23 protein-coding genes, 1 tRNA gene and 1 other RNA gene are annotated in these 21,110 nt (G+C 66.9%); 18 read left to right on the top strand and 7 right to left on the bottom strand.

The window, feature by feature from the left end; all coding sequences use genetic code 11:
- The first annotated feature begins 25 nt into the window (after window positions 1–25).
- A complete protein-coding gene (locus AB0F72_RS10595) occupies window positions 26–598 on the top strand; it encodes a hypothetical protein (RefSeq protein ID WP_360428541.1) in 573 nt (190 codons plus the stop codon).
- On the opposite strand, the gene AB0F72_RS10590 is transcribed toward AB0F72_RS10595, so the two are convergent.
- Entirely contained in the window at window positions 550–1,542 is a 993-nt protein-coding gene (locus AB0F72_RS10590) for a hypothetical protein (RefSeq protein ID WP_360428538.1), read from the bottom strand. The two genes, AB0F72_RS10595 and AB0F72_RS10590, sit on opposite strands and share 49 nt — an antisense overlap.
- 68 nt (window positions 1,543–1,610) lie before the next feature.
- Between AB0F72_RS10590 and pruA the strand changes: the two genes are divergently transcribed.
- From pruA to AB0F72_RS10535, 11 genes are all read left to right on the top strand, one after another.
- Window positions 1,611–3,239: an L-glutamate gamma-semialdehyde dehydrogenase gene (gene pruA, locus AB0F72_RS10585; RefSeq protein ID WP_360428535.1), complete on the top strand. Its 1,629-nt coding sequence runs from the start codon at window positions 1,611–1,613 to the stop codon at window positions 3,237–3,239.
- Window positions 3,240–3,519: 280 nt separating this feature from the next.
- Window positions 3,520–4,035: a PadR family transcriptional regulator gene (locus AB0F72_RS10580; RefSeq protein WP_360428532.1), complete on the top strand. Its 516-nt coding sequence runs from the start codon at window positions 3,520–3,522 to the stop codon at window positions 4,033–4,035.
- Window positions 4,036–4,087: 52 nt separating this feature from the next.
- Complete coding sequence (gene prfB, locus AB0F72_RS10575) at window positions 4,088–5,200, top strand: peptide chain release factor 2 (RefSeq protein ID WP_360428529.1); 1,113 nt, start codon at window positions 4,088–4,090, stop codon at window positions 5,198–5,200.
- Window positions 5,201–5,341: 141 nt separating this feature from the next.
- Entirely contained in the window at window positions 5,342–6,022 is a 681-nt protein-coding gene (gene ftsE, locus AB0F72_RS10570) for a cell division ATP-binding protein FtsE (protein ID WP_014441003.1), read from the top strand.
- 66 nt (window positions 6,023–6,088) lie between these two features.
- The gene (gene ftsX, locus AB0F72_RS10565) at window positions 6,089–6,964 is read left to right on the top strand and encodes a permease-like cell division protein FtsX (RefSeq protein WP_360428526.1); all 876 of its coding nucleotides are present in this window, start codon (window positions 6,089–6,091) and stop codon (window positions 6,962–6,964) included.
- 104 nt (window positions 6,965–7,068) lie between these two features.
- Window positions 7,069–8,292, top strand: a complete 1,224-nt coding sequence (locus AB0F72_RS10560; RefSeq protein WP_360428523.1) for a M23 family metallopeptidase — start codon at window positions 7,069–7,071, stop codon at window positions 8,290–8,292.
- Between the two features lie 51 nt (window positions 8,293–8,343).
- On the top strand, window positions 8,344–8,820 hold the full coding sequence (smpB, locus tag AB0F72_RS10555; RefSeq protein ID WP_360428520.1) for an SsrA-binding protein SmpB: 477 nt from the start codon (window positions 8,344–8,346) through the stop codon (window positions 8,818–8,820).
- A gap of 63 nt (window positions 8,821–8,883) precedes the next feature.
- The gene (locus AB0F72_RS10550; protein ID WP_360428517.1) at window positions 8,884–9,648 is read left to right on the top strand and encodes a cellulose binding domain-containing protein; all 765 of its coding nucleotides are present in this window, start codon (window positions 8,884–8,886) and stop codon (window positions 9,646–9,648) included.
- Window positions 9,649–9,675: 27 nt separating this feature from the next.
- Window positions 9,676–10,053: a transfer-messenger RNA gene (gene ssrA, locus AB0F72_RS10545) on the top strand.
- A 301-nt stretch (window positions 10,054–10,354) separates the two neighbouring features.
- The gene (locus AB0F72_RS10540; RefSeq protein WP_360428514.1) at window positions 10,355–11,821 is read left to right on the top strand and encodes a pentapeptide repeat-containing protein; all 1,467 of its coding nucleotides are present in this window, start codon (window positions 10,355–10,357) and stop codon (window positions 11,819–11,821) included.
- A 589-nt stretch (window positions 11,822–12,410) separates the two neighbouring features.
- Window positions 12,411–12,545, top strand: coding sequence for a type II toxin-antitoxin system YoeB family toxin (locus AB0F72_RS10535; protein WP_360428511.1), 135 nt, complete (start codon window positions 12,411–12,413; stop codon window positions 12,543–12,545).
- A 194-nt stretch (window positions 12,546–12,739) separates the two neighbouring features.
- On the opposite strand, the gene AB0F72_RS10530 is transcribed toward AB0F72_RS10535, so the two are convergent.
- A complete protein-coding gene (locus AB0F72_RS10530) occupies window positions 12,740–13,402 on the bottom strand; it encodes a hypothetical protein (RefSeq protein WP_360428508.1) in 663 nt (220 codons plus the stop codon).
- A gap of 55 nt (window positions 13,403–13,457) precedes the next feature.
- Between AB0F72_RS10530 and AB0F72_RS10525 the strand changes: the two genes are divergently transcribed.
- The 4 genes from AB0F72_RS10525 to AB0F72_RS10510 all read left to right on the top strand — a co-directional run bounded on the left by AB0F72_RS10525 (window position 13,458) and on the right by AB0F72_RS10510 (window position 16,152).
- On the top strand, window positions 13,458–13,601 hold the full coding sequence (locus AB0F72_RS10525) for a Txe/YoeB family addiction module toxin (protein ID WP_360429274.1): 144 nt from the start codon (window positions 13,458–13,460) through the stop codon (window positions 13,599–13,601).
- A 671-nt stretch (window positions 13,602–14,272) separates the two neighbouring features.
- Window positions 14,273–14,857 (top strand): DUF4360 domain-containing protein, encoded by a 585-nt coding sequence (locus tag AB0F72_RS10520; protein ID WP_360428505.1) that lies wholly within the window; start codon window positions 14,273–14,275, stop codon window positions 14,855–14,857.
- A gap of 31 nt (window positions 14,858–14,888) precedes the next feature.
- Window positions 14,889–15,482 (top strand): DUF4360 domain-containing protein, encoded by a 594-nt coding sequence (locus tag AB0F72_RS10515; protein WP_360428502.1) that lies wholly within the window; start codon window positions 14,889–14,891, stop codon window positions 15,480–15,482.
- A 37-nt stretch (window positions 15,483–15,519) separates the two neighbouring features.
- The gene (locus AB0F72_RS10510; protein ID WP_360428499.1) at window positions 15,520–16,152 is read left to right on the top strand and encodes a DUF4360 domain-containing protein; all 633 of its coding nucleotides are present in this window, start codon (window positions 15,520–15,522) and stop codon (window positions 16,150–16,152) included.
- A 92-nt stretch (window positions 16,153–16,244) separates the two neighbouring features.
- Here the strand turns inward: AB0F72_RS10510 and AB0F72_RS10505 are convergent, their stop codons facing one another.
- Window positions 16,245–17,051, bottom strand: coding sequence for an S-methyl-5'-thioadenosine phosphorylase (locus tag AB0F72_RS10505; protein WP_360428496.1), 807 nt, complete (start codon window positions 17,049–17,051; stop codon window positions 16,245–16,247).
- A 122-nt stretch (window positions 17,052–17,173) separates the two neighbouring features.
- Here AB0F72_RS10505 and AB0F72_RS10500 point away from each other — a divergent pair, with 122 nt between their 5' ends.
- Both AB0F72_RS10500 and AB0F72_RS10495 read left to right on the top strand, forming a co-directional pair.
- Window positions 17,174–17,722, top strand: coding sequence for a YqgE/AlgH family protein (locus AB0F72_RS10500; RefSeq protein ID WP_360428493.1), 549 nt, complete (start codon window positions 17,174–17,176; stop codon window positions 17,720–17,722).
- 77 nt (window positions 17,723–17,799) lie between these two features.
- Window positions 17,800–17,872: transfer RNA gene (locus AB0F72_RS10495), tRNA-Ala, on the top strand.
- 553 nt (window positions 17,873–18,425) lie between these two features.
- Here AB0F72_RS10495 and AB0F72_RS10490 read toward each other — a convergent pair.
- From AB0F72_RS10490 to pilM, 4 genes are all read right to left on the bottom strand, one after another.
- Entirely contained in the window at window positions 18,426–18,635 is a 210-nt protein-coding gene (locus AB0F72_RS10490) for a hypothetical protein (RefSeq protein WP_360428490.1), read from the bottom strand.
- Window positions 18,636–18,774: 139 nt separating this feature from the next.
- Window positions 18,775–19,389: a type 4a pilus biogenesis protein PilO gene (pilO, locus tag AB0F72_RS10485; RefSeq protein ID WP_360428487.1), complete on the bottom strand. Its 615-nt coding sequence runs from the start codon at window positions 19,387–19,389 to the stop codon at window positions 18,775–18,777.
- Window positions 19,389–20,087, bottom strand: a complete 699-nt coding sequence (locus AB0F72_RS10480; protein ID WP_360428484.1) for a hypothetical protein — start codon at window positions 20,085–20,087, stop codon at window positions 19,389–19,391. Before AB0F72_RS10480 ends, pilO begins: the two co-directional genes overlap by 1 nt.
- On the bottom strand, window positions 20,084–21,109 hold the full coding sequence (pilM, locus tag AB0F72_RS10475) for a type IV pilus assembly protein PilM (protein WP_360428481.1): 1,026 nt from the start codon (window positions 21,107–21,109) through the stop codon (window positions 20,084–20,086). The genes AB0F72_RS10480 and pilM overlap by 4 nt, the downstream gene beginning before the upstream one ends.
- Between the last annotated feature and the right edge of the window lies 1 nt (window position 21,110).

The following is a 21,110-nucleotide window of genomic DNA, read 5'->3' as shown; positions in this document are numbered from 1 at the left end:
GCGACGCGAAGCGCAGGAGGACAACATGGCGATCACCGACCTGGTCCGGGTTTACGTGCCGGCCACCGTGCCGATGCTCGCTGCCCTGCGACAGTTCGGACACTTCGTGCCCGAGGCGCACCACGTGCCCGAGGCTCACCAAGCGGCTGAGGGGCAACCGGCGGCTGCGGGGCATCCGGCGATCGAGGCGCACGCGGTGACGCCCGCCCTGCGCGAGTGGTACGCGGAGGGCGACGAGGAGGAGCTGGAGTACGTCGCCTTCACCCGGGCCGCCCAGGGCGCCCTACGGCTGCTCCGGCACGACCCGTCGGCACCGCGCCGCCGGGTGGTGGTCTCCGCTGACGTGCCCGGTTCGGCGCTGGTGCGGGAGGACACCGAGCTGGGCTCCAGCGCGGTGCGGCTGCCGTCGCCGCTCCGGCTCGCGGACGTCGCCAGCATCCACCTCGACGGCGCGGACGCGGCTGAGGCGGTCGCGGCAGCCGCCGACGTGGTGGAGGAGGCGCTCGCCGGTGACCCGGACGCCCAGTTCACCGTCGACAGCGCCGAGGATCACGAGTTGGAGTGGTACGCCGTCTCGGAGCTCGACGAGTTGACCTGAGGTTCGTCGTCGACCTGAGGCTTGTCGCTGACCTCAGGCTCGTCCTCAGCGGGCGGGGAGAGCGTCCGTCCGACCGCGAGCATCGCTGTCATCGCGCCGACGAAGAGGACGATCAGGCCGCTGTTGAGCCGGGCGGTGCTGAGGATCTCCTGAGCCAGCTTGTCCATCTCGCTGACCTTGCCGGCCAGCTCGAGCACCTGCGACCCGGCAGTCCGGGACAGGATCTCGCCGATCACGGTGACCAGACCGGCGCCCGCGCCGGCGAGCGCGTAGAGCGGCCACTTCACGTCGGCGCCATCGGCGCGGCGGCGGTGCCGGCGCAGCATGAAGTACGCGATCAGGCCGGCCGCCAGGCCGCTGAGCGCGGCCTGCCCGTAGGAGAACCACTGCGCCGCTTTCGCCGAGGACTCGGTGTCACCCGCGCCGAGCAGCTCCAGCACCGGCGCCTGGAAGAGGTTGAGCACGAAGCCGAGCAGGAACACGCCGACCGAGGCGGTCGCGCCGGCGGCGATGACCGGCGGGATCCGGAAACCGGCGAGCGCGCCACCGATGGTCGCGGCGGCCGCCACGGTGCCACCGACGATCGCGTAGAGCGAGCCGGCCGTGTTGATCGTGATGATCGGGATCGCGCTGAGCACACCGACGAGGAGGCCGGCGCCGGTCGCGACGGCGAACCGCAGGCTGGCTCCGAGCGGCCGCCGGGATCCGACCAGGGTCAGCGCGAGCAGGGCCACGGCGGCGCCCGCGACCAGGTCGGCGGAGACGGCGCCGGGCAGCGCGTACGCCGTGGAGGTCACCTCCATCTCGGCGCTCACACGGCTGGTGATGGTGGTGCGGGCGGACCACAGCATCGCGGCCGTCCAGGCGAGGGCGGCGGCGGCGAGCAGCGCCACGGTCAGCCGGGACTCCTCGACGCTCTCCGCGGCGGTGGGACGGTCGGTCATGGAGGTCAGGGTAACCGGCGAACCTGCGGCCTCCTGACCGGCGGCGGGTTCGGTGCGACGATGGCACGATGGACGCTCAGTTCTCGGTTCCGGCGCCCCGGAACGAAACGGTTCGTGCGTATGCGCCCGGCAGTCCCGAGCGTGCCTCCCTGCAGGAACGGGTGTCGGCCCTGCGTGGCGAGCGTCCGGACCTGACCATGACGATCGACGGCCGGCAACGGATGGCGGACGGCCCGCCGATCGAGGTGGTCCAGCCGCATCGGCGACGCGAGGTCCTCGGTGTGACCGGAAACGCCTCCCGAGCCGACGCCGCGGCCGCGGTCGCCGCGGCGAAACGGGCGGCGCCCGGCTGGCGCGAGCTGCCCTACAGCGAGCGGGCGGCGATCTTTCTGCGCGCGGCCGAGATGCTGGCCGGCCCGTGGCGCGACACCCTGAACGCGGCCACCGTTCTCGGTCAGTCGAAGTCCTGCTACCAGGCCGAGATCGACGCGGCCTGCGAGTTGATCGACTTCCTGCGCTTCAACGTGCACTTCGGCGAGCGGCTCCTGTCTCAGCAGCCGGAATCGTCGCCGGGGGTGTGGAACCGGTTCGACCATCGCCCGCTGGAGGGATTCGTCTACGCGATCACCCCGTTCAACTTCACGGCGATCGCCGGCAACCTGCCCTCGGCGCCCGCGCTGCTCGGCAACACCGTGGTCTGGAAGCCGTCGCCGACCCAGCAGCTGGCGGCGCACTTCACCATGCGCCTGTTCGAGGCGGCCGGCCTGCCACCCGGCGTGATCAACATGGTGACCGGTGACGGGCTGGCGGTCTCCGACGTCGTGCTGACCGATCCTGATCTGGCCGGCATCCATTTCACCGGCTCCACGGCGACGTTCAAACACCTGTGGCGCACGGTCGGCGAGAACATCGACCGATATCGCGCCTATCCGCGCCTGGTGGGTGAGACGGGTGGCAAAGACTTCGTCTTCGCACACCCGAGCGCTGACGCCGACGCTCTGCACACGGCACTGCTGCGTGGTGGGTACGAGTATCAGGGGCAGAAGTGCTCGGCGGCCTCCCGTGCCTACATACCCCGGAGCCTCTGGGAGGGTGGCCTGCGCGATCGCCTGGCCGCGTCGGTGGCCTCGATCCGGTACGGCGACGTCACCGACCTCTCCGTCTTCGGCGGCGCGGTGATCGACGGCCGCTCGTTCGCCCGCCTGGCCGGCGTCCTGGACCGGATCAAGAGCAGCGACTCGTGCACGGTGCTGGCGGGCGGGGTGGCCGACGACGCCGAGGGGTGGTTCGTCTCGCCCACGCTGGTCGAGGGCACCGACCCGACCCACGAGATCTTCACGACCGAGTTCTTCGGGCCGATCCTCGGCGTGCACGTCTACCGGGACGCCGAGTTCGAGGCGGTGGTGGCGCAGGCGGACGCGACCACGCCGTACGCGCTCACCGGCTCGATCTTCGCCACCGATCGTACGGTGATCGACCGCGCCCAGGCGGCGTTGCGGTTCACGGCGGGCAACTTCTACATCAACGACAAGCCGACCGGCGCGGTCGTCGGCCAGCAGCCGTTCGGTGGGGCGCGCGGGAGCGGGACCAACGACAAGGCCGGCTCGATCCTGAACCTGCAGCGCTGGGTCTCGCCGCGAACCATCAAGGAGACATTCGACCCGCCGGTGGAATGGAGATATCCGCACATGCTTTGAGGCGATGGCCCACTTTGGGGCAATCGACACCGTCATCGGACGGATGTCGTTTTTCGCATGGGCGTATTGACCGGTTTGGGTGGCTTCCTGCCTCGGACGTGTCGTCTGACCGTTTGGGTGACCCATTTTACCTGGTCAAAGGTGCTCGGATGAGCGAAACGCCGAGTCTCCACGCTCGTCGTCGGACTGTCTGTGCGGGACAGTCGTTTGTGGAGGCGCAAACTGGACGGATCGTGCGAAATCCTGGACGCCGGACCGACAAAGTGGCAGCTTAGAAGGCATGCCCGACTTCCAAATCAATCCGACGGCTGCTGCCCTCCTCGGACTCCTCCACGAGGGTCCGATGACCGGTGGACAGCTGATGGCGGCTGCCGAACGCCGCCTCGGGCCCTACTGGTCGATGACGCGGAGCCAGGTCTACCGCGAATTGCCCGTACTGGCCGAAATGGGTTATGTCCGCCTCGGCAAGCCGGGTCCCAGGTCCAGTCAGCCCTATGCCATCACCGCCTCCGGCAAGCGGGCGTTCACCCGATGGCTCACCGAGTCGCCCGGCCGCGACGCGCTGCGCAACCCGGTCGCGCTCCGGGTCGCCTTCGGCCAGCAGCACAGCGGCGACCAGCTGGAGGTGCTCTACAGCAACGCCAATCAGTACCACTCGGAGGCCATGGCGATGGCCAAGGAGCAGGCCAAGGAGGCGAAGAAGAACGGCGATCCGTACGGTGCGGCAGCCCTCGAGTTCGCCGTCGCCTACCACAAGGCCGCTCTCACATGGCTCAAGGCCGCGCCGACGGCCTGATATGCGACCTGCCCGGCCAGCTTTCTGGCCGGGCGGCGTAGTCTTGGGTGTCGTGACCGCTGCCGACTTCGCTGAGCAAATCAAAGTCCTCGACGCCACCCTCCGCAACATCGAGACCGTCCTGGACGTGGACAGGCTGCGCCGCGACAAGGCGGATCTGGAGGAGCAGGCCTCGGCCCCCGACCTCTGGGACGACCAGGCCCGCGCGCAGGAGGTCAACAGCCGCCTTGCGTACGTGTCGGGGGAGATCTCCAAGCTGGAGCGCCTGCGCTCCCGTCTCGACGACGCCGGCCTGCTCCTGGAGATGGCCGAGGCGGAGTCGGACGCGGGCTCGATCGCTGAGGTCGGTGACGAGATCACCACGCTGACCAAGGCCGTCGAGGAGATGGAGGTCCGGACCCTGCTCTCCGGGGAGTACGACTCCCGGGAGGCCCTGGTCGCGATCCGGGCCGGCGCCGGTGGCGTGGACGCCGCCGACTTCGCCGAGATGCTCATGCGGATGTACCTGCGGTGGGCGGAGCGGCACGGCTACCCCACCGAGGTCTACGACACCTCCTATGCGGAGGAGGCGGGCCTCAAGTCCGCCACGTTCGCGGTCAAGGTGCCGTACGCGTTCGGCACCCTGAGCGTCGAGTCCGGCACCCACCGGCTGGTGCGGATCAGCCCGTTCGACAACCAGGGCCGCCGGCAGACCAGCTTCGCCGGCGTCGAGGTGATGCCGGTGGTCGCGCAGACCGACCACATCGACATTCCGGACAACGAGATCCGGGTCGACGTGTACCGCTCCTCCGGCCCCGGTGGGCAGAGCGTCAACACCACCGACTCGGCGGTCCGGCTGACCCACATCCCGACCGGCATCGTGGCGTCCTGTCAGAACGAGAAGTCCCAGCTGCAGAACAAGGCGGCCGCGATGCGGGTGCTCCAGGCCCGCCTCCTGGAGCGCAAGCGCCAGGAAGAGGCGGCCAAGATGGCCGACCTGAGGCAGGACACCACCGGATCGTGGGGCGACCAGATGCGTTCGTACGTCCTGCACCCGTACCAAATGGTGAAGGATTTGCGCACCGAGTTCGAGGTGGGCAACCCGACAGGCGTCTTCGACGGCGATTTGGACGGCTTCATCCAGGCCGGCATCAAGTGGCGCAAGCAGAATCAGATGAGCGCCTAGGAAAGATCCGTGACTGAGCGCTACCTCGCCTGAACGCTAGGTCAGGCGAGGTGTGCCCGGTTCGGCTGTTACCGCAGGTGGTAAATATTCCGGCCCCCGGCAGGCTTGGCGATTTCGTTACACCGCGTAGACTCCAGTCCCGTGATTCAGCTCGAGAACGTGACGAAGACGTATCCGAAGGCGTCTCGGCCGTCGTTGGACAATGTCAGCGTCGGGATCGAGAAGGGTGAGTTCGTCTTCTTCATCGGCCCCTCCGGTTCCGGCAAGTCGACGATCATCAAGCTGCTGCTGAAAGAGGTCTCGCCCTCCAGCGGCAAGGTGGTGGTGAACGCCAAGGACGTGACCTCCCTCCGATCGTGGAAGGTGCCGCACTTCCGCCGGTCGATCGGGTGCGTCTTCCAGGACTTCCGCCTGCTCCCCAACCGCACCGCGTACGAGAACGTGGCGTTCGCCCTCGAGGTGATCGGCAAGACCAAGGCGGTCGCCCGCCGGGTCGTTCCCGAGGTGCTCGAGCTGGTCGGTCTCGGTGGCAAGGAGCACCGTTACCCGCACGAGCTCTCCGGTGGTGAGCAGCAGCGTGTCGCGGTGGCCCGGGCCTTCGTGAACCGCCCGCTGATCCTTCTGGCCGACGAGCCCACGGGTAACCTCGACCCGGACACCTCCATCGAGATCATGCGACTGCTCGACCGGATCAACCGGACCGGCACGACGGTCGTGATGGTCACGCACGACTCCAACATCGTCAACCAGATGCGCCGCCGGGTCATCGAGATCGAGAGCGGACGGATCGTCCGTGACCAGGCCCGCGGTGTCTACGGTTAGGCCCGGCTCCGTGCACGTACCGAAAGCTGACGCAGGAACACGCGGAGTCCCGGAAGGATCCCCCCGATGCGCGTGAAGTATGTCCTCAATGAGGTCCTGGTGGGCCTGTGGCGCAACGTCACGATGACGATCGCCATGATCATCACCATGGCGGTCTCGTTGACCATGTTCGGCGCCAGCGTGCTCATGTACATGCAGGTCGACCGCATGAAGGACTTCTACTACGGGGAGATCGAGGTCTCGATCTTCCTGAACGACGACGTGGACGACGCGCAGCGGGCGGCGATCGATCAGGCGATCGACAGCAACCCGCTCGTCAAGTCGAAGGAATACGAGACCAAGGAGCAGGCCTTCGAGCGCTTCAAGGTGCTCTGGGAGGACTCTCCTGATTTCGTCAACTCGATCAGCGCGAGCAGCCTCCCCGAGTCGTACCGGGTGAAGCTGAACGATCCCGAGAAATACGCGGATTTCGCCAAGGAGATCGAGAGCCTGCAGGGGGTCCGGCAGATCATCGACCAGCGCACGCTGCTCGACAAGGTCTTCAAGATCTTCAACTCGATCCAGGTGATGTCGCTGGTCGTGGCGGCGGTGATGGCCTTCGCCGCGTTGCTGCTGGTCGGCAACACCATCCAGGTGGCGGCCTACAGCAAGCGCCGTGAGGTCGCGGTCATGAAACTGGTGGGCGCGTCCAACTGGTTCATCCAGGCGCCATTCGTGCTGGAAGCCGTGGTCGCCGGCCTGATCGGCGCCGTGCTGGGCTTCGTCGCCCTGTTCATCGGCAAGGTCGTGCTGCTCGACAACAAGTTGCAAGCCCTGACCACGATCCTGACGCCCATTCCGAACGGCAACGTGTGGCTGATGCTGCCGCTGCTCGCCGGTGTCGGCGCCCTGGTCAGCGCGGTCACCGCGTGGGTCACCCTGCGGTTCTACCTCAAGGTCTGACGTTCACTCGAGCTGATGTGCGACGGCCGCGACCCCGGATGGGGTCGCGGCCGTCGGGCGATTTAGGGCTTTCCGGGCGTTTGGTGGGGGTACGGTGACTCCCCGTGAGGTATCGCCGTTCTGCTGCACTGCTCACCGTTTGTCTGTGTTGGCTCGCGTCCCACCAGGCGCCCGCCGCTGCTGATCGCAGTGGCGACGCGTCCCGTGCGGTCCGCCGCGCCGAAGCGCTCCTGGAGAGCGCGAGCGTCACCGCCCGGGCCGCCGCGAGCCGCCTGGCCGCCGCCACCGCGGCCATGCCCGCCGCCCAGCGCCGGGTCGCCACCACCCGCGGCGTCGTGGTCGCCACCCGCGTCGAGGCCGGTACCGCCCGCCGGCAGGCCGACCGGGCCCGCGCCGAGTACGCCGAGGTCGCCGACTTCTACGCCACCGCCGCCGCGCGGGTCACCGACGCTCGCGACCGGGTCGACCAGATCGCCGCCACCACGTACATGGGCAGCACCTTCGCCCGGATCAACGTGCTGGTCACGGCGACCGGGCCACAGGACATGCTGGACCGGATGGGACTGGTCCATCAGGTGATGGGCCACGAGCAGGCTGAGGTCCGTACCCTCATCGGGGCCCGGAGGGACGCCCGGGCCGCGCAGGACCGCGCCGGCGCCGCGAAGCGCGCCGCCGAGAAGTACGAGCGGATCGCCGTCGCCAAGCTGCGCGCCGCGCAAGCGGCCCAGGCCGCGGCCGTCAAGGCCCGGCAGGCGATGTACCACCTGGTCCTCGCCCGGCAGACCGCGCTGCGGGCCGCGCAGGCGCAACGGGCCACCGTGCTCGCCCAGTACCGCGCCGCGCTCGCCACTGAGCGCAAGGTCCAGGCCGCACTGCGCGGCTACGACAGCCGGGCCGGCGGGGTACGCAGCTACGGCGGCGGCCGACTCACCATGCCGGTGCAGGGCTGGAAGAGCAGCGACTTCGGCAACCGTTACGACCCCTACTACCGGGTCTGGCAGCTGCACGCCGGCACCGACTTCGCGGCCGGATCGGGCACCGCGATCCGGGCGGCCGCGTCCGGGCGGGTGATCCAGGCGGGCTGGGCCGGCGGATACGGCAACTACACGTGCATCAACCACGGCCGGCTCGGCCGATACGGGTTCACCACCTGCTACGGCCACCAATCCCGGATGTACGTTCATCGCGGCTCCTACGTGCGCCGCGGTCAGGTGATCGGCCGGGTCGGCAGCACCGGAGCGTCCACCGGGGCCCACCTCCACTTCGAGACCCGGTTCGGCGGCGTGCCCCGCAACCCGCTCCAGTACCTGCCGGGCTGTCTCTGCTGAGAACCCTTGTACTATTGATCGGTTGCACGAACGTCAATAGGGAGGGCCGACATGCCGCGTGAACAGGGGCGTAAGCCGGTGGCCTCCAACCGCAAGGCGTTCCACGACTACACCATCCTGGACACGTACGAAGCGGGCATGGTGCTCACCGGCACCGAGGTGAAGTCGCTGCGCGCCGGACGCGCCTCGCTGGTCGACGCGTTCGGCCACGAGAGGGACGGCGAGATCTACCTGCACGGGATGCACATCCCGGAGTACACGCAGGGCACCTGGACCAATCACGAGCCGCGCCGCCCCCGCAAGCTGCTGCTGAACCGCGAGGAAATCCACAAGGTGCTCGGCAAGCTGCGCGACGACGGCGTCACGCTGGTGCCGCTCTCGGTCTATTTCCAGAACGGGTACGCCAAGGTCGAGATCGGCGTCGCGAAGGGCAAGAAGAGTTACGACAAGCGGCAGGACCTGGCCAGCCGGGACGCCCAGCGGGAGATCAACCGGGCTCTGGGCCGCCGTGCCAAGGGTATGGACTGACGCGGTATTCTGCCCCGCCACTGCTTGATCGTTTCTTTCTGCTGTCTCGAGGAGACTCGGCCGTTGCCCAAGCATGTCGCTCGTCAGTTCACCCCGGCACGACTCATTCTCGGGCTGGCCGCTGCCGTCCTGGTCGCCCTGGTCGGCTGGATCGTCGTCCGCGTCGGCGGCTCCGAGACCGAGGCCGGCAGTGACCCGCTGCTGATCCAGCCGTCCGCCGGGGAGCTCCAGGCCGTCGAGAACCACATCCCGCTGGACCAGCCGCTGGCGACAGCGACGATGCCGGCGGGCGCCTCGGCGTCGCCTTCGGCATCGCTGTCGCCGTCCGCCTCGCCCTCCGCCTCGGCGTCGCCGTCGGCCTCGGTCTCGCCGTCGGTGTCCGCGCCGGCCTCGGCGTCGCCCTCGGCCTCGGCGGCTCCGGCCACCTCCGCGCCGTCGCGCCGGCCCCCGGCCGCCCCCACGCCGGAGAAGACCACCGCGAAGCCGCCGGCCAGCCCCAAGCCGACCCGCACCACTGACGCGTTCTCCGCCACCTATTCCACCAGCGCCGACTGGGGGAGTGGCTTCATCGGCTCGGTGCGGATCGTCAACAACAGCTCCAGCAGACGCGACTTCGCCGTGACGATCAGGTACTCCTCGGCCTCGGACATCCGCGTCTACGGCTCCTGGAACGCCTCGGTCAGCGGCGACGACGACCGGGTCACCGTGCGCGGCACCCTGGGCGCCGGCCGCTCGGTCACCGCCGGATTCCAGGCCGGCAAGGACGACGACGACAGCGTACGGTCGGCGACGTGCTCCGTGAGTGGCGGAAGCTGCCGGGTGAGCTAAGATTGTCTAGCTGTAGGACACATGCCAGGGGGTGACTGGTTTCGACTTCGTACGTGGAGACAGGGGAAGCGAGCCGAGGAAGCCGACGTCGTCTCGAGAATCGGTCGTCGGAAACTTATAAGCGCCAAGGATAACTCCCGCGCTGACTTCGCTCTTGCCGCCTGAGGTAAGTAGCAAGTCTGTCGACCCGGGGTCGCCTTCGACCCGGTCTGTCGGCATCAGCTAGAAGGCTGGCCAACCGGTTCTAGTCGTGAGGACCGTGCGGCGAGATCAAACACGACTGGGCCCGTCATACCAACTCGCTCACGTGATTGGTAGGGCCGAGTAGAGGCATAGTGAGCTGCGCTCGGAGAAGCCCTGACAAAGCAACGAAGGACCCGGGTTCGATTCCCGGCACCTCCACGAGAGGGTTCGTAATTGGGCCCAAAGCGGCACCGCCCGGGAGGGCGGTGCCGCTTTCGTTAGGCGTGGTTGACTGCCGATGTACAAGGTTGGCTTCCGCGGTGGCTTGGATTGGGTTTTAGGACGGCATGCCGCCGTGCGATGTCGCGGCCCGGCGAGAATTGATCAACCCTGCCAGCTGCGTCCTGGCGCTTAGCACCGTGCATCAGCCCATTGAACATGTTCCGTCGGCCGCCCCACCGGGTAACAGTTGGGTGCGCGCATAGGCGACGATGCTTGTGTGGCATATCGACACAAGGTCAGCATGGACGCGCTGGCTCAGCGTGGTTCCTTGAACTCGCATGCCTTAAGCCAAGTAGCGCCGTCAGCGGACGCCGACCAGGCCTACGCAGGACAGCTACGGTGGCCGTGGCTGCTGTCCAATGCCGGAATTCTTACAATATCCCTACTTCTGATCGGTGTCGGCGTTGCAGCGTTGACAGGCATGTGGTTGATCGCTGGTGACGTTGCTGGGCCAGATCGGGCGAAGCTACAAATTGAGGCGTTAAAGTACGGGCTCGGCTTCTTCGCCGGTTCAGGTGCGATTGCGGCTCTCCTGCTTGCCGTGCGCCGTCAGCAGCTTGCGGAGTACGCGCACAAACTCGCGTTCCACTCGCAACATCTGGCCGAGCGAAGCTACCAATTGGCTCGGGAATCCCAGCTATACACTGAACGGGACGCCGCCGCCCGACGGGTGACGGACCTCTACGCGAGCGCCGCTGAACAACTCGGCCACCCGGAGGCAACGGTGCGCCTAGCCGGTGTATACGCTCTGGAGCGGGTGGCGCAGGACAATCCCAGCCAGCGCCAAGCGGTTGTCAGCTTACTCTGTGCCTGCCTTCGGATGCCGTTCACGCCGCCAACGGAACCATCCCCTGACGCTGCGGCACAACGCGTTTCGGAGCTGCCGCTTCCACCGCCCAGAGTCACATCAAGCCACCGTGACGCCTATGGGGAAGTGCAAGTTAGGCTCGCCGTCCAAGACGTGCTTTCTAGGCACCTGCGCCGAGTTCAGCACCCGGAGAGTGCTGAGTCCGTCGATACCTTCTGGCCGGGCGTAGACCTCGACCTTTCGGGCGCTGCACTAGTCAACTGGGACTCGCGGCTATGTCATGTGCGCTCGGCTAACTTCTATAAGGCGCATTTCTTCGGGGAATCGATGTTCGGGGGAGCCGTCTTTTCTGAGTCGGCAGATTTTCGCGAGGTAGCGTTTTCCGGAGAGGTCAGCTTCGCGGAAGCGGTCTTTTTGGGCGGCGCAGTATTCGACGAGGCGACGTTCGCGGGTTTTGCGACCTTTACTGAATCAGTGTTTGATGGAGAAGCTTTTTTTAGAAGTGTAGTGTTTTCTGGGCTTGCGGTTTTCGTAGAGACCAAGTTTGCCAAGCACGTGTGGTTCAATCAGACTAGTTTCTTAGGGCATGCGCGTTTCATGTGTGCGAAGTTCTTGTCAGGTGCGGTGTTTCGGGATGCAATATTCTCCGGGCATGCCGAATTCAGGGCGGCAGTTTTCCTCTGGCATGCCGACTTCTTGTCGGCAACGTTTTGCCGGGACGGGATATTCGAACTTGCGACGTTTTCGAAGGCGCCCTATTCCAACAAGCCCTACCGTGAGCCGTTATTGGCCGGTTGTTACGTCGCGATTAAGAGCGACAGCTGCCACTCGTGGCCAGCCGGATGGTCCGTGCGTGTCGACCCGGATAGGCCTGAGTTCGGCAAGCTGGTCCTGGCCTAGGGGAGAAGTTGCACTGGAACGGGTCTATGATCTGGAAGTCTCCGTTAATTTCCTATACGAACACGCGGGTCCGAGGCAGCCTTCTCGGCGGTGTTGCGGCCTTGGTGCCATGCGTCCCTCATATGGACTTTGGCGGATAGGTGACGCGTCGTCGGCACCCATGGCTGACAGGGCGGCGGACCGAAGCCTCGCATCATTCACGCTTCTGAGGGCCCGAGCACTCTGAACCCACGGTGTGGTCTGGTGAGTCGTTGCGCCGGCTGAGCCTAGGTCAAGCCCCTATGTTGGGGTGTATTGCGGTGCAATCTCGGATATGACCGACCGATACCCGAATAGGGACACGTGGATTGACCTCATGTTCTTGGTAGACCGGCCTCACCGCTGTAGTTGAGCACGCTCGCCGAGGGTTCGAATTGGCGGACTCCGTCTCCGCTGCCTCTGCTGGCAGTCTTGGTGGAGACGCGGTACCTGCTCAGGGTCGCCGGGCGAACGCGCGGCGGATGCTAGACAGCGTTGCGGGAGTCGATGCGGGTGAATTCGAGCGGCGCGATCCGCTTCCTGACACTGAGAAGACGGAGCGTCGGCTGTCGTGAACATCGCCTTCGATAAGACCGGCTGGGAGGACTACGCATACTGGTCGCGTCGGATCACCGACGAGCACCGGCTCGTCTACACCGTTCGTGGCGAGAACCTGACCATCGTTCAGGCTCGCTATTGCTACTGAACGGGGTCGCGCCAGGCGCCGCGGTCGGCTGACGCGTTGCGGCGGCGGGATCGTTGGCATGCAGTTCCGTCAATGAGGCGCGGAGCGGCCTGGCACCCTCGAGGCTCAAGTAGGCCGACATCACCTCCAGTGCAAGATCATCGCGCGCCCTGCCATCGCTTAGGTCGGGCGGCCGATGTCTTTGTTCGACGGTTCTACCGCAGGAGGTCGGGGAAGACGACGCGGCAGGCCGAGTTCTCTGGGGTGGCCGCGGATGTCTGCTCGGCCCCCTGTATCCAGACGGCTTGAAGGTCATGGAAGAGGTCGCCCACCCGGGCACCCAATCGGGCACCGATCGATCGGCTACTGGACCACTCGACATCGGTCCAGTCGCCCGTCGTGGTTCTGCGTTGAGAATTGGCCAGGGGCCGCAGCCATTCCTGGAGTCGATGCTCCAAGGCCAAACCGACATCTCTCGGAGTTACCTCGGCCAGCAATGCCGCTGCCGACGGTAGATCCGGCCACGTGATCACCACTATCCGTTCCCAGACCTCCGGGGGAAAGGTGTTGGCCAGGTGGTGGCTCTCGCCGACCGGGAGGTCGCGTAGGCGACGCTGGGCCTGCAAGGTCTGACCGACGTACAGCAGGCCCCCTCGTAACCAGACTCCGTAGACCGCCGGTCCGTGGACCGGGCCTCGCGGGTCCGAGGTCCCGCTGAGGACCGTGCCGAGCCGGTGCGCGAATCGGTATCTGTGGTGCCTCCAGGCTCGGGCGGCTTCCTTGGTGCCGGTAAGCGAGTACAACGCGCTTCGCCACTCTTCGAATGCCGCCGCATCGAACGTGCTCGGCTCGCCCGACTCGGAATATGTGACGCCCATCAGGTGACCCTATGCGGGACAGGGTTGCCGCTGGTGCGACGGGAGCCGTGGATGGCTGGCTCCGTGGGGTCGGAACTCGGAGCGACTGCCCGAAAGCCTCAGCGGTTACTGGTCACGTCGGATCACCGACGAACATCGGCTCGTGTACACCGTCCGTGTTGAAAACTTGATCATCGTTCAGGCTCGCTATCACTACTGAGCGAGACTCTCGCGGAGTTGCCTGGTCAGGTCCGTTCGGCTCAAGTAGGCGGACAGCAGGTCCACTGCATGATCAAGTGATGCCCCGGCCCGATGGCTGGGGCATCACTTCGTCGGGGGCGCTTCGCCCGAAAGCGGATCCAGGTCATGCAGCCCGGCGAGCAACTTGCCGCGGCAGCCTGCGGCAAGCGTTCGGCAAGCGGCTTGCCTGCTGGGTCGCGTCGGCGGTTTGAAGCCGAGGTGAGTTCGTTTCCCGCCTCGTCGGCCGGTGGCGGCATCAGGTCCGACAATTCGCCGGCGCTGAGTTCTATTCCGCTTTCCGGGCAGACCTTTACTCTTTGCGACACCATCGGGCTACGGCGTGGGTAGGCTCGGCGAAGCGATCGGCGCGGTGCGCCAGTTTGGAACCACCGGATCGTGTACGAGATCACCGGACTGCCTGCGTAGCTGACAAGCGGCCTGATATTCATCTTTCTGACGGTTATGCGGGTCGGCGGCGACAGGTTGGCGCGGCCTTGCAGGGTGCTGAATAAGGATGGCGACCGCGTTTTTCGTTGCCATCTAATTGCGCGGCACAACCACATTCGTGGCCAGGCAGCAAAGTGTCCGAAAATTCCGCTATTCCCAAGAATAAGATGTGATTGAGAGGATCCCATGTTCAGGTTGAGGCGGATGATGGCGGCCGCAGTAGCCGGAGTATCGCTGATCGTGCCGTTGATCCCCTCGGCGGTGCAGGCGGAGGCGCGACTGGATGACCCCGTCGTCACGCTGAAGCCCTTGAGCGCCCTCGGCGGCGGTTGCCCGGATAAGACGACCGTCGCCACCAGCGTGCCGGACGAGACCGCGTTCTCCGTGAGTTTCAGCGAGTTCAAGGTGACCGGCGGCAGCTACAAGAACTGTAAAGTCGACATCAAAGTCGGTATTCCTGCGGGCTGGACGTATTCGGTGTACGAGGTCAGTAATCGGGGGTACGGCGTACTCGACAAAGGTGCGTCCGGCCGGCTTTTGATGACCTCGTGGTTCACCGGTTTCCCGTGGACCCTGAAGGCGGACCAGACGATCAAAGGGCCGTACGACGATTTCTGGCAGACGGACAGCGCCGCCAGTGCGCTGATCTACGCCCCTTGCGGCGCGTCGACCAACTTGATTCTCACCACCACGCTGCGGGTCGCCGGGCCCACGACCAGTTCGATGGAGTTGTTCGCGCAGGACGCCCGTGTATCGACCACTTTCCTCTTGAAATGGAAGCAGTGCTGATTCCAGCAACATCAATGTGAAAGGATTTCTCATGTTCCGTACGAAGAAGGCGGCGGCAATCCTCGCGGGGGCGCTGCTCGGTCCGCTTCTCCCGGTGGCGGCTCAGGCCGCGCCGACCGCGGCGCCGGTGATCACCCTCAAGGTCCTGAGCGCTTTCGGCAGCGGCTGTCCCAAGGACACCACCTACGCTCAGCCCACCGAGGACAACACCGCGTTCAGCCTGGCCTACAGCGCGTTCCGGGTGTACGGCAACGATTACAAGAACTGCAAGGTGTCGATCCGTGTGTCCGTACCTCAGGGCTGGACCTATGCGGTCACTTCGGTGATCAACCGGGTGACGCCCGACCTGGACAACCAGTCGTCGGCCAAGTTGCAGATGAACGCGTGGTTCACCGGAAGCCCGTGGAACGCGTCGGCCGACGATTCGATCAACGGCCCGGACACCGACCTCTGGACCACGACGAGCACCGCCCACAGCCTCATCTACGCGCCGTGCAACAGGACGCTCGATCTGAACGTCAACAACACGCTGCGGGTCACCGGCAACACCTCGAGTTCCGCCGAGCTCATCGACACCGACACGCAGGCGTCGACGGTCTTCAACCTGTCTTGGAAGAAGTGCTGACACGCGACCATCAACCGGCCGGCGACAGGGGCTCCCTGTGGCCGGCCTGCTGGTAGCTGTACAGGAAAACGCCGAGAACAACCAAGGGGGTCCCGTGTCCGGACTGAAAATCATCGTGGCGGCGCTCGTCGGCACGTCCCTGCTCGTGCCGTCCAGCTCGGCAAGTTCCCTGCCGCCGCGGACCGACCCGCCGCTCGCCATGAGCCTGCTCAGCGTGTTCGGTAGCGGCTGCCCGGCGAACACCACAGACGTGGAGGCGTTGCCGTCCGGGTCGTTCACGCTGCGATATCGAGGTTTCTCGGTCTCCGGCAACGACTACAAGAGCTGCCGCCTGAGCGTGCGCGTGAAGGCTCCGACGGGATGGAGCTTTTCGGTCCCTTCGGTGAGCAATCAGGCGACAGTCAAACTCGACGCGACCGCAGCAGTGACCCTTTCGACTGCCATGTGGTTCACCGGCTTCCCGTGGACCGTGCGCGACATCAAGAAAGTGGCGGGCCCGCTGAACCGCACCTGGAACACCAGCGCCGTCCCTCGCAAGGCGACGTGGTCACCATGCGGCGCATCGGTGGACCTGTCCATCGCTGAAACGGTGCGCGTCACCGGGAGCCGGACGAGCACCGCCAAGCTGGTGGGGACGACCTTCGGCCTCCCGAAGTGGCGGCGCTGCTGACCCGCCGAGCTCACCAGCGTCTCCGGAGAGTGTTCAGTTTTGGGGGCCGTTCAGCACAACTGAACACTCGGTGAGTGATTCCACCCGTACCCTCAGGGCAGTTGGATCGGCAGTTTGATGCCCGCCAGGGCATCCTTGCAGGGGCAGGAACGCTCGGCAGGGAGCTTGACCACCGCGTCCAGGAGGACCTCGCGCAGGCGGGCAGTGTTTTCCGCGAAGACCCGGAAAACCTCCTCCTGGGTGACGCCGTGATCGCCCTCGACGCCCGCGTCCAAGTCGGTGACCAGCGCGATCGCGGTGTAGCAGAGCTCCAGCTCGCGGGCCAGGATCGCTTCCGGGTGGCCGGTCATGTTCACGATCGTGCCGCCGATCGCGGTGAACCAGCGGGACTCGGCGCGGGTGGAGAAGCGCGGGCCCTCGACGACCACCATCGTGCCGCCGTCGACGGCCCTCACCCGCACTGCGGAGTCCAGCACCGCGGCGCGACCGTCCGGACAGTACGGGTCGGCGAACGACACGTGGACCGCGCCCGAGTCGTAGTAGGTCTGCTCGCGTCCGCTCGTCCGGTCGATCAGCTGGTCCGGCACCACGAACGTGCCCGGGCCGAGCTCGGGCCGCAGGCCGCCGACCGCGCACGGGGCGACGATCTGGCGCACGCCGAGCGAGCGCAGCGCCCACAGGTTGGCACGGTACGGGATCTTGTGCGGCGGGAACCGGTGATCACGCCCGTGCCGGGGCAGGAACGCCACCCGGCGACCGCCCACGTCGGCCACGGTGATCTTGTCGGACGGCGCGCCGTAGGGCGTGCTCACCTCGAACTCGGTGGCGTCGTCGAGGAGCGCGTACAGCCCCGATCCGCCGATGACGCCGATCTCTGCTGCCGTAGGTGGCGGGTTCATGTCCAGACCTTATCCGTGGCCCGAAACGCAAGCTAATGTGCTGAGCATGGCTACGTCGAGCGGACGGCGGTAAACACGTGTTCGGTGAGGGGCAGCGGGTTGGAGGCCGGTCGGTGGAGTCGATGACCGGGCAACTGCTCGTGGCCACCCCGACCTTGAAAGACCCCAATTTCGACCGTACGGTCGTGCTGCTGGTCGCCCATGAGACCGGTGGTGCCCTCGGAGTCGTCCTGAACCGGGCGACCGAGGTTCCGGTCGCCGAGGTCCTCGGCAACTGGGGCGAGCTGGCCGGCGATCCGGCGGTGCTCTTCGAGGGTGGCCCGGTGCAGCCCGAGTCCGCCATCTGCCTGGCGCGCACCCGTCCCGAGGTGAAGAAACGGGTGTCCGGTTTCCACCCGGTCAGTGGCGCCCTCGGCACCCTCGACCTCTCCGCCGACCCGGACCGCATGCGGGAGAACGTCGCCGGCATCCGGGTCTTCGCGGGGTACTCCGGCTGGTCCGCGGGCCAGCTCGAGGAGGAGATCGCGGCCGGCTCGTGGTTCGTCTTCGACGCCCTGCCCGGCGACCCCTTCGTGGAGCGCCCGGACGACCTGTGGGCCATGGTGCTCCGCAGGCAGGGCGACATCCTGGCTGCTGTCGCGCACTTCCCGCCGGACCCGACCCTCAACTGAGGGGGTGCTTCGAGGGGCGCCGTCGGGGTGTGTAGTATTTCCAGCGTGCCCGGGGGAAACGCCGGGGACGAAAGCAAGGGGCTGTGGCGCAGCTGGTAGCGCACCACACTGGCAGTGTGGGGGTCAGGGGTTCGAGTCCCCTCAGCTCCACCCTTGTTAAGGGCTTGATCGAGGATCTCGGTCAGGCCCTTTTTTCGTCACTGGGCGCGGCCGCTGCGTGCGCCTGACTTGTGAGATCGCGGTGTCCTGCCCGGCGCGGGCCCGGCCCGGCCCGGCCCGGCCCGGTGCGGCCCGGCCCGGCCCGGCACGGCACGGCGTGGCCCGGCCCGGCGTGGCACGGCGTGGCCCGGTGCATGGGGTGGCTTGGCCGGCATCGGTGATCAAGGGTGGATGAGGTCGCACGCAACGTCATTGCGGGATTTCATCTACGCCAGGGCCGAGATGGGGGCACTCGGACGGCTTGCGTGCGCTTTCATCCGGGCCGGCGCGGGGCTGCGTGCGCTTTCATCCGGGCCGGCGCGGGGCTGCGTGTGCTTTCGTCTGGGCGGCGCGGGGGTGCGTGTGCTTTCGTCTGGGCGGCGCGGGGGTGCGTGTGCTTTCGTCTGGGCGGCGCGGGGCTGCGTGTGCTTTCGTCTGCGTTGCGGGCCCTCGGCCGGCGGTCTACGCGGTGATCCGGTGGAGCGGGCCGGAAGGGTGACCCGGGTCAGCGGGCCGCCCAGATCTCGCGACCTGCGGTGATCGGGAAGGCGGGGCCCGGCTGTTCCGGGCGCCAGCCGCGTTCCCGGCCCTGGCGGACCACCTCGGCGACGATGGACGGGACCACCGGGGCGGTGGGTGGGCCGATCCAGTCGGCGGGGTTGCTGTCGGGCATGGTCGCCAGCAGGACGGCGCCCCGGCGGTCGGCTCGTTCCACGGCGAACGAGAGCGGGGCCGGGCGGGATGGGCGTTTCCGGACGCGCCAGCGGTACGTGACGCCATCCACCGTGATCAGACGGGATCCTTTCCGCACCAGAGCCATATGCCGATCAATGCCCAGCCGGGCGCGATGGCAATCAGGAGTCCGTCGAGTCATCTTCCAGGGACTTCTTCAGCTCCTCCAGGTCGGCGGTCTCCGAGGACGTGATGAAGGCGTTCATCGACACCTGGATCGTGGCCGTCTGGCCGGAGCCCCGGGTCATCGCCGCGCTCTCGATCAGCAGCGCGCGCGGCTGGGTGTTCTGCAGGCGTTTCAGGAACTTGGTCAAGTCCGTGATCTTGCCGGACGCGTTGATGTTGATGGGCAGCTCGGTGACCGTGCCGGCGGTGGTGGAGGTCGCCGGCTCGGCGGCGGTGTAGGCGCTGACCCTGACGCTGAGGTCGGTGCCGAGGGTCTGCAGCTGGCGCAGGAACGCCGGGATCTCGTTGGTGTTGCTGGCCTGCGGCAGGGCGTCCTGATAGGTCGCCAGGTCGGCCATGTACTCGTCGAGGTCCTCGGCGCGCGTCTTCTGTTCCGAGTACTTGCTGTTCAGGCTGCTCACCTGGGCTGTGACGGTGCCGGCCTGCTCGCGTTCGGCGTCGGCGTCGGCGTACTTCGGCTTGATCAGGATGAACCAGCTGGCGATGATCATCGCAGCCATCAGCGAGATGCCGCCGATGAGCCAGATGCTGTCGACGCGTCGGGCGCTCATCACTTTCCCTCGCTCGGGCACACGTGGTCATCGCCGACGAAGCGTCCGCAGAGCGCGTCGTCGGTGATGTAGAGGGAGATGCTGAACGACGCGGTCTTGGTGTCGTCGGTGATGGTGCTGACGAAGGGCTTGGAGAGGTCCTTCGTGTCGGCGAGCGCGTCGACGTAGTCGGCGACGATCTTCTTGGTCTTCGCCTTGCCGGTGAGGAGCACCTCGCCGACGGTGCCGCTCACCGCGGCCGCGCCGGTGCTCTCGTTGTTGAGCGCCGGGGTGATCTCGCTGATCGTGACGTCGTGGTCATCGGCCTTGTCGAGGACCAGGTTGATCAGGTTCGCCCAGGAGAGGTCGTCACCGAGGACCGCCGTGAGCTCGTTGGTGAGCAGGGCCTGGCCGTTCTCGACCTTGATCAGGGCCTGCACCCGCTCGTTCTGCTGCTGGTCCCGTCGCACGTCGGTGAGCTGTGTGAAGGCGGCGTCGTTGAGCGCGCGGGCCTCGTCGAGATCCTGGGCCGCGTACCAGTACCAGCTGCCGAGCAGACCCAGCACCAGCGCCAGCGAGACCAGGATGAAACCCCTGGTACGCCGGGCGCGCCGGTTGTCCCGGATCTCCGGTGGCAACAGGTCCGCCCGGATGCTGAGCACCCGGGCCGCCTGTTGCGGTGAGACCGAGGGATCCAGAGGCATCAGGACCGTGGTCATCGGGCCGCTCCCAGGGTGAGGCCGATCGACACCGCCGCCGACGGCACGAAACTGTCGAATCCGCGTTCCCGGGCCCGCCGGGTGTCGCGCAGGCGGGCCGTGCTGTCCGCGTACATGACCGCGACGCCGAGCTGTTCCTGCAGGTGCTCGGCGAGACCGGGCATCAGCGCGCTGCCGCCGCAGAGCGACACCCGGGTGACCTGCTTCTGCCGTTCGCCGGAGGCGAGGTAGGTGAACGAGCTGCGCAGTTCGCTGGAGAGCGACCGGACCGCGTCGGTGAGCGCCGTGACGGTGTCCGGGTTGCCGTCGCCGTGCATGCCGAACCGGCATTTGAGCGTCTCGGCCTCGGTCACGTCGATGCCGAGCCGGGTGGCGATGCTCTCGGTGATCTCGGCGCCGCCGCGGGGCAGGGTACGCACGAAGAGCGGCTCACCGTCCGCGTGCACCACGACGCTGGTGATGTTGGCGCCGATGTCGACGATCGCCTCGACCTGGGCGTCCAGCCGGGAGGCGGAGCGAAGGAGCGCGAACGACGCCAGGTCGACGTCGTTGACCTGCAGGCCGGCCTTCTGCACCGACTGCACCAGGGTCAGCACCGCGTCCTTCGGCATGGCGATCAACAGACCGCGTACGGTCGGATTGTCGCCTGGTTCCTCCAGCGGGTAGAAGTCCAGCAGCGAGCGTTCGACAGCGAGCGGCAGGGCCTCCTTGACCTGGAACGGCAGGGCCTGCTTCATCTGGTTGGCGGGCAGGTTGGCGATCGACATCTCGCGCACCACGAGCTGGGGGTTGGTGACGCCGAGGCTGACCTTCTTGGTGCCGAACTTGCACGCCGCCCAGAGCTGCTTCAGCGCCGAGGTGACCGCGGCCGGGTCCTGGATCACGCCGCCGGAGACGGTGCCGGCCGGCAACGGGTACTGCCCGAAGTTGGTCAGCGTGTACTCGTCCTTGGAGCGGCGAACCTCGACGGCCCGGATGGAGGACGAGCCGATGTCGAGCCCGATCGGTGTTGCGCCAGCCATC

This window comes from Actinoplanes sp. NPDC023936, from assembly GCF_040639325.1.
Taxonomy (GTDB): Bacteria; Actinomycetota; Actinomycetes; order Mycobacteriales; family Micromonosporaceae; genus Actinoplanes.
Note: the sequence above shows the minus strand (reverse complement) of the source record. Positions and strands in the feature narration are given on the sequence as shown.

Bases quoted from the DNA above. Each gene is read 5' to 3' on its own strand.
- AB0F72_RS10595 (WP_360428541.1), top strand. From the start codon at position 26: ATGGCGATCACCGACCTGGTCCGGGTTTACGTGCCGGCCACCGTGCCG.
- AB0F72_RS10590 (WP_360428538.1), bottom strand. From the start codon at position 1,542: ATGACCGACCGTCCCACCGCCGCGGAGAGCGTCGAGGAGTCCCGGCTG.
- pruA (WP_360428535.1), top strand. From the start codon at position 1,611: ATGGACGCTCAGTTCTCGGTTCCGGCGCCCCGGAACGAAACGGTTCGT.
- AB0F72_RS10580 (WP_360428532.1), top strand. From the start codon at position 3,520: ATGCCCGACTTCCAAATCAATCCGACGGCTGCTGCCCTCCTCGGACTC.
- ftsX (WP_360428526.1), top strand. From the start codon at position 6,089: ATGCGCGTGAAGTATGTCCTCAATGAGGTCCTGGTGGGCCTGTGGCGC.
- smpB (WP_360428520.1), top strand. From the start codon at position 8,344: ATGCCGCGTGAACAGGGGCGTAAGCCGGTGGCCTCCAACCGCAAGGCG.
- AB0F72_RS10540 (WP_360428514.1), top strand. From the start codon at position 10,355: ATGGACGCGCTGGCTCAGCGTGGTTCCTTGAACTCGCATGCCTTAAGC.
- AB0F72_RS10530 (WP_360428508.1), bottom strand. From the start codon at position 13,402: ATGGGCGTCACATATTCCGAGTCGGGCGAGCCGAGCACGTTCGATGCG.
- AB0F72_RS10520 (WP_360428505.1), top strand. From the start codon at position 14,273: ATGATGGCGGCCGCAGTAGCCGGAGTATCGCTGATCGTGCCGTTGATC.
- AB0F72_RS10515 (WP_360428502.1), top strand. From the start codon at position 14,889: ATGTTCCGTACGAAGAAGGCGGCGGCAATCCTCGCGGGGGCGCTGCTC.
- AB0F72_RS10505 (WP_360428496.1), bottom strand. From the start codon at position 17,051: ATGAACCCGCCACCTACGGCAGCAGAGATCGGCGTCATCGGCGGATCG.
- AB0F72_RS10500 (WP_360428493.1), top strand. From the start codon at position 17,174: ATGACCGGGCAACTGCTCGTGGCCACCCCGACCTTGAAAGACCCCAAT.
- pilO (WP_360428487.1), bottom strand. From the start codon at position 19,389: ATGAGCGCCCGACGCGTCGACAGCATCTGGCTCATCGGCGGCATCTCG.
- AB0F72_RS10480 (WP_360428484.1), bottom strand. From the start codon at position 20,087: ATGACCACGGTCCTGATGCCTCTGGATCCCTCGGTCTCACCGCAACAG.
- pilM (WP_360428481.1), bottom strand. From the start codon at position 21,109: ATGGCTGGCGCAACACCGATCGGGCTCGACATCGGCTCGTCCTCCATC.